This window comes from Arthrobacter sp. H14 (assembly GCF_000520495.1).
Lineage (GTDB): Bacteria > Actinomycetota > Actinomycetes > Actinomycetales > Micrococcaceae > Arthrobacter_C.
Genome location: NZ_KI914647.1, coordinates 69,347 through 75,200 on the forward strand (window position 1 = coordinate 69,347; position 5,854 = coordinate 75,200).

5 protein-coding genes and 1 tRNA gene are annotated in these 5,854 nt (G+C 63.0%); 1 reads left to right on the forward strand and 5 read right to left on the reverse strand.

Going from position 1 to position 5,854, the window contains the following annotated elements:
• Positions 1–7: 7 nt before the first annotated feature.
• The 4 genes from Y707_RS0109470 to Y707_RS0109485 all read right to left on the reverse strand — a co-directional run bounded on the left by Y707_RS0109470 (position 8) and on the right by Y707_RS0109485 (position 4,035).
• On the reverse strand, positions 8–931 hold the full coding sequence (locus Y707_RS0109470; RefSeq protein ID WP_026534903.1) for a type IV toxin-antitoxin system AbiEi family antitoxin domain-containing protein: 924 nt from the start codon (positions 929–931) through the stop codon (positions 8–10).
• A gap of 418 nt (positions 932–1,349) precedes the next feature.
• Positions 1,350–2,330, reverse strand: a complete 981-nt coding sequence (locus Y707_RS0109475; RefSeq protein WP_026534904.1) for a ribose-phosphate diphosphokinase — start codon at positions 2,328–2,330, stop codon at positions 1,350–1,352.
• Entirely contained in the window at positions 2,327–3,826 is a 1,500-nt protein-coding gene (gene glmU / locus Y707_RS24800; RefSeq protein ID WP_275451205.1) for a bifunctional UDP-N-acetylglucosamine diphosphorylase/glucosamine-1-phosphate N-acetyltransferase GlmU, read from the reverse strand. Before glmU ends, Y707_RS0109475 begins: the two co-directional genes overlap by 4 nt.
• A 136-nt stretch (positions 3,827–3,962) precedes the next feature.
• Positions 3,963–4,035, reverse strand: a tRNA-Gln gene (locus Y707_RS0109485).
• A gap of 212 nt (positions 4,036–4,247) precedes the next feature.
• Here Y707_RS0109485 and Y707_RS24805 point away from each other — a divergent pair.
• The gene (locus Y707_RS24805) at positions 4,248–4,916 is read left to right on the forward strand and encodes a TetR/AcrR family transcriptional regulator (protein ID WP_081744750.1); all 669 of its coding nucleotides are present in this window, start codon (positions 4,248–4,250) and stop codon (positions 4,914–4,916) included.
• On the opposite strand, the gene Y707_RS0109495 is transcribed toward Y707_RS24805, so the two are convergent.
• Complete coding sequence (locus Y707_RS0109495; RefSeq protein ID WP_026534905.1) at positions 4,913–5,731, reverse strand: IolE/MocC family protein; 819 nt, start codon at positions 5,729–5,731, stop codon at positions 4,913–4,915. The two genes, Y707_RS24805 and Y707_RS0109495, sit on opposite strands and share 4 nt — an antisense overlap.
• Positions 5,732–5,854 lie beyond the last annotated feature (123 nt).

A 5,854-nucleotide genomic window follows, 5' to 3' on the forward strand; every position in this document is an offset into this window, starting at 1 on the left:
GAAGCCGTCAGGATGCCAAGCCAGTGCTTGCGCCCCTGCCATTCATCGCCTGCGTGAGTCTTCTCTGCAGATCGTTTGGGCTGAAAAGATCGGCCCACTCAATCCTAACGAATGTCCATCCTGCCTCCATCAGAACCTTCTCCCGCCGTCTTTCTTCAAATAGGGTCTTCTCCGTCGGCTGATAGTTGAAGTACTTGTCCCTGCCGTCGAATTCAAGTATCACCTTGCAAGTGGGCCAGGCGAAGTCTGCCCGGAACAGGCCCAGCCTGGTGGAGATGTCGTATTGCAACTCGGCCGGCGGAAAATCGATGAGGTCAATCAGTAATCTAGTCATGGTTTCACCCGGTGACTCAGAGCTGCCATTCGCGTTGGCGAGGACGCTGCGCACATTCCTGATTCCGCGCGAGCCGGCACTCTCCGAAGCGATCTGCCACATCAGATCTGCATCAGCGCCGAGGCGGAGGGCATGGTCCGCGATGATCACCGCCTTCCGGAATTCCAATACGCGTGCGCAATCAACAACTGTTCGTTCCAAAGAAGTAACCCATCTGCCGTCCACAGCGGTTAGATCCCGGCGGGTAACAGGTCGTGTATGCACCGCGACATCGTCAGCGTAGGCGTCCCTCTTCGTACTTAATTTCTGCGTAACGTGAATCGTTTCGGGCACATTCCAGGTGAAGCAGCCGTGGAGACGAGCGGCGGAAAAGTGGCTGTAGACAGTCGTTCCGCCCGTGCTGAGATGAAACGCATGGATTTTGCAGAGCGCCCGCTGGCCGCGGTCCAAACTACGCCAGTCCTCGCCGTGCAGGTACACGCCGCGTCTGATGCGGACCAGTTCACCATGGGTCGCCGCATCGGAGATCTGGCGCGTGGAAAACCCCATGGCGGATAGTTCAGAAGTCGATAAGAGCCTGTGACGAGGCAGCTCCACTCCGAGATGGCTTACCCTTGCGGCTTTCGGGGCGGTGACGGCTGCTCTGGAAGACTGGGGGGGGTGACTTTGCGAGAGTCGGTTCTGCATTCAGGAGGTACGTCCATGTGAACATGTTGCCCGCAATTGCAACCGTCTGGACCGCGCACTCCCAGCTATGTGCATTCCGCACCGGTGCCGGACCGCTGTGGAGGATTACCCCTGCGAAGGCCGACTGGGCCGTTGCGGCCACGCAGGAGATGCCACCCAGAACGCTCTCGCTATCGTGAGCGCTGGCGAACACGAACCCTTTGTGCGAAAACAGGATAAGCGGACGTCGAGGATGAACGTTCCGTACGAAGGCTGGGTGAGTTTATCCTGCCTTCGTACGGGACCTTCATGTTCGAGAAGCGCACACAACGCCCCGGGGCGAGGCTTGTTAGGCGTTGCCGTCGAAGAGGCTGGTGACGGAACCGTCGTCGAACACTTCACGCACCGCACGGGCAATCAGCGGGGCGATGGAGAGCACAGTCAGGTTCCGGAAGCGCTTCTCGGCCGGGATCGGCAGCGTATTGGTCACGACAATCTCGCGGGCACCGGATTCGGCCAGGCGGCGGGCGGCAGGGTCGGAGAAGACGCCATGCGTGGAGGCGATGATAACGTCTTTCGCCCCCGCGTTCTTCAGCACCTGCACAGCTCCGGCAATGGTTCCGCCGGTATCGATCATGTCGTCAATCAGCACGCAATCGCGGCCTTCGATCTGTCCGACGACCTGCTTGGACACGGCCTGGTTCGGCACGGTGGCGTCACGCGACTTGTGCACGAAGGCCAGCGGTGCTCCACCGAGGCGTTCGGCCCACTGCTCGGCCACGCGCACGCGGCCGGTGTCGGGCGAAACCACGGTGACATTGTCGACGTCGATCCGGGTGCGCACGTAATCGGCCAGTAGCGGCAGGGCCATCAGGTGGTCCACAGGTCCGTCGAAGAAACCCTGGATCTGGGCTGTGTGCAAGTCCACGGACATCAACCGGTCGGCGCCCGCCGTCTTGTACAGATCCGCCATCAGGCGTGCGGAGATTGGCTCGCGGCCGCGGTGCTTTTTGTCCTGGCGTGCATACGGGTAGAACGGTGAGACGACCGTGATCCGTTTGGCGGATGCCCGCTTGAGCGTGTCAATCATAATCAGCTGCTCCATCATCCACTGATTGATCGGAGCGGTATGGGACTGGATCACGAAGGCATCGCAGCCGCGCACGCTCTCCTCGAACCGGACGTAGATCTCGCCGTTGGCAAAGTCGTACGCCGAGGTGGGGACCAGTTCGGTGCCCAATTCAGAAGCGATTTCCTCCGCCAGTTCAGGATGTGCCCGCCCTGAGGCGAGAAGAAGTTTCTTTTCACCCTGAATCTTGATACCGGTCATGAAGGATCACTTTCTCGCGGGGTTTTCTCAACTGTTGCAGAGTCTTGGGGAGCGGCGGAGCCATAGCCGGAGTGCGCGCCGTCGCTGCCGGAGGAGGTATCCGCGGCGCGGGCTGCAGCGTCGGCGGCGGCGGTTCCCGGCCGGTTGGCCTGGACCCAGCCGTCCATATTGCGCTGCGGGGCCACGTTTATGGCCAGTGCGCCGGCGGGCACATCCTTGCGGATCACGGTTCCGGCGCCGCTATAGGCGCCATCGCCCACATTCACCGGCGCGACGTACATGTTGTCGCTGCCCATCCGCACGTGGGAACCAATGGTCGTGTGATGCTTCGCCACGCCGTCGTAATTGACGAAGACCGAAGCCGCGCCAATGTTGGAGCCTTCACCGATGGTCGCATCGCCCACGTAGCTCAGATGCGGGACTTTGGACCCGGCACCGATATCCGCGTTCTTGGTCTCCACAAAGGTGCCGATCTTGCCCTTCGCGCCCAGGACAGTGCCCGGCCGCAGGTAGGCGAAGGGTCCGACGTCGGCACCGGCACCAATGACGGCATCGGAACCGTGGGTGCGCACAACCTTGGCGCCAGGCCCCACCTTCACAGAGTCCAGAGTGGTGTCCGGACCTACGACGGCGTCGCGTTCAATGACCGTTGCGCCGTGCAGTTGGGTGCCGGGCAGGATGGTGACGTCCTCATCGAGGGTGACCGTCGAGTCGATCCATGTGGTGGCGGGGTCAACTACGGTGACGCCGGCGCGCATCCAGCGTTCCAGGTTGCGGCGGTTGTGCTCGGCAGACAGCGCGGCCAGCTGTACGCGGTCGTTGGCGCCTTCAACCTGCCAGCGGTCATCACACACCAGCGCTGCCACCCGGCCACCGGCATCGCGCGCGATGCTGAGCACGTCAGTCAGGTACTTTTCACCCTGGACGTTCTCAGTCGAAACCCGCGAAAGTGCCGCCCTCAAAGTGCTTGCGTCGAAGGCGTAAATGCCGCTATTGATCTCCCGGATCGCGCGCTGCTCCGGCCTCGCGTCCTTATGCTCGACGATCCCGGTGACGGTGCCGTCGTCGGCCCGCAGGATACGGCCGTAGCCGGCGGCATCGTCCAGCACGGCGGTCAAAACGGTGACGGCGTTGCCCTCGGCCTGGTGTGCTGCCACCAGGTCCTGCAGCCGTTCGGTGGTCAACAGGGGAACGTCGCCATAGCTCACGACGACGGTGCCGGACAAGTTGGGATCCAGTGCCTGAAGCGCCACCTCAACGGCCCGGCCGGTGCCCGGAATTTCATCCTGGTCAACGATCAGCGCGCCGTCGTCGAGCCCGCGGATATGTTCGGCCACCAGGTCCCGCTCGTGCCGGACGGTGACGGCCAGGACGTCGGGGTTCAAGCCGCGTGCGGCAGCGAGCGCGTGGCCGATCATGGAGACGCCGCCGATGCCGTGCAGGATCTTTGGCGTCTTTGACTTCATTCGGGTTCCTGCGCCTGCCGCCAGAACGATGACTGCTGCCGGTGGTCCGGTGGCGTCTCCCGCCGGCGTTGCTTCAGTTGCCTCGGGGCGGTGTTCGTCGGACGAACTCACAGCTGGGCACTCCTACTCGGTTGGGACAAACCTGCTTCAATCGTCGTTGAAGCTGTTCCGCCCATAGGATTCGAACCTATACTCCACAGCTCCAAAGGCTGGGGTGCTGCCTATTACACCAGGGCGGACCGTGCGGTCAGCGTGCGTCACCGGCGCCACGATCTGGTCCGGAGCGTCGTCGCTTGCACAAGCATCCAGTCTGCCATGTGCATGGACCCTTATGCGACTTGAAAGCCGTGCACGCGCAGTGGAACCGATGCACGGGAGGAAAACCGGATCACCCTAGGATGGGTGGGTGGGTACTAGGGCGGGAACATCCGACGGCGGTCCGAGATTCCGGATGACCGGAGAACAAAGGCGTGCGCAATTGATCGACGTCGGACGCGGTTTGTTCGCATTGCGCGGCCTGGATGGAACCACGATTGAGGAAATAGCGCTGGTCGCGGGGGTGTCCAAACCAGTAATTTACGAGCGGTTCGGCTCCAAGGAAGGTCTCTACACCGAAGTGGTGGAGAACGAATTCCGCATCCTGCTCGGGGATATCACCGCGGCGCTGAATACCGAGGCCAGTTCCCGCGTGCTGGTCGAAGGGGCTGCGCTTGCGTTGCTGGACTACATCGAAAACCGGACTGACGGGTTCCGCATTCTGGTCCGGGACGCACCGCCGTCGCAGCCCGAGGGCGCCTTCTCAACACTGCTCTCGCAGGTAACGGCGCGGGTCGAACATATCCTTTCGGATGAGTTCGGCCGCAGGGGTTTCGACGCCCGGGACGGTGCGATGTATGCGCAGATGCTCGTGGGCATGGTTGCCATGACGGGACAGTGGTGGCTGGATTCGCGCCATCCTGACAAGAAGGCCGTTGCTGCGCATCTGGTGAATCTTGCCTGGAACGGATTGAGCGGCATGCAGCAGAATCCGCGCCTGCAGTCAGACCCTGGCCAGCCGGAGAAGGCCGAACAGAGCGAGTGGCCTGGCCAGCCGGAGAAGGCCGGCCAACCGGAGATTTAGTGGCCGGTTGCGGCCGGTTCGTCCGCGGCTTCGATCAGAACCGGAACGCCCGCCATCTCCGGTACCGCGTCAAGCAGGGCGGTTGCCGCGGCGGCGGATTCGCAGAGAATGTAGCCCCTGCCGCCTTCGAGGTAGGGCTTCAGCAGCTTCGCGGAAACGACAGGTGTCTCACCGGCAGCAACCGATGTGCGGACATTCCAGGCGGCCCCCGCGGAAGGACCATCGTCACCGGGGATGGAAGTCTGCTTCTCCGCCGTCGTCGAAACCGGCACATCGCCGGTAGCCGGTCCGACGGGGAACGTCGCCGCTTCCAGCACTGCCGCCAACTCCTCGGCCCCGGAGGCAAGCCCGGAGTTTTCGACGACGAGCCGTACTTTAAGTTCTGCGGCACGGCCCAGGACCGCGGCCAGCCGTTGGCTGATTCGTTCACCGGGAGCGGCGGTCCCTGGCTCGCCACCCTCCGCCGATCCGGGCAGCGAACCGGCAGTCAACTTCAGCCGCAGCGCACCCAGGTCGGCGGCCAGCGTGAGGTAAGCGTCGACGTCGGCCACCACGCCTTCATCCGGCTGCTCCACGTTGAGCCCAACCGGCGCTGCGACTGCTTCGACCGTGATTCCGGCTTGGGCGAAAGCGTCGCGGATGCCGTGGCGGGGCACTGTTCCGAGATGCAGCCCGACCATGTGTCCGAAGCCAGCCACCAGTTCGACCGATTCGGTCCCATCCTCAAGAAGTCCGGCAACCAGGGGCTCGACATCCGGGGCAGCTTCGATCACCGCACCGAACGGTCGCTGGCGCGGTTCATGCAGTTCAGTCATGAAGCTAGTTTTGCATGTCCGGCGTCAATGCGCCCACCGAGGACGGCGCCAGCACGCAGCCTGCAGTCAATGCGCCTAGGAGAGCAGCTCGGCCGCCAGCAACCACTCTTCCTCCAGTTGTTC

Coding starts and splice junctions, on each gene's coding strand:
- Y707_RS0109475 (WP_026534904.1), bottom strand. CDS start 2,330: ATGACCGGTATCAAGATTCAGGGTGAAAAGAAACTTCTTCTCGCCTCA.
- Y707_RS24805 (WP_081744750.1), top strand. CDS start 4,248: ATGACCGGAGAACAAAGGCGTGCGCAATTGATCGACGTCGGACGCGGT.
- Y707_RS0109495 (WP_026534905.1), bottom strand. CDS start 5,731: ATGACTGAACTGCATGAACCGCGCCAGCGACCGTTCGGTGCGGTGATC.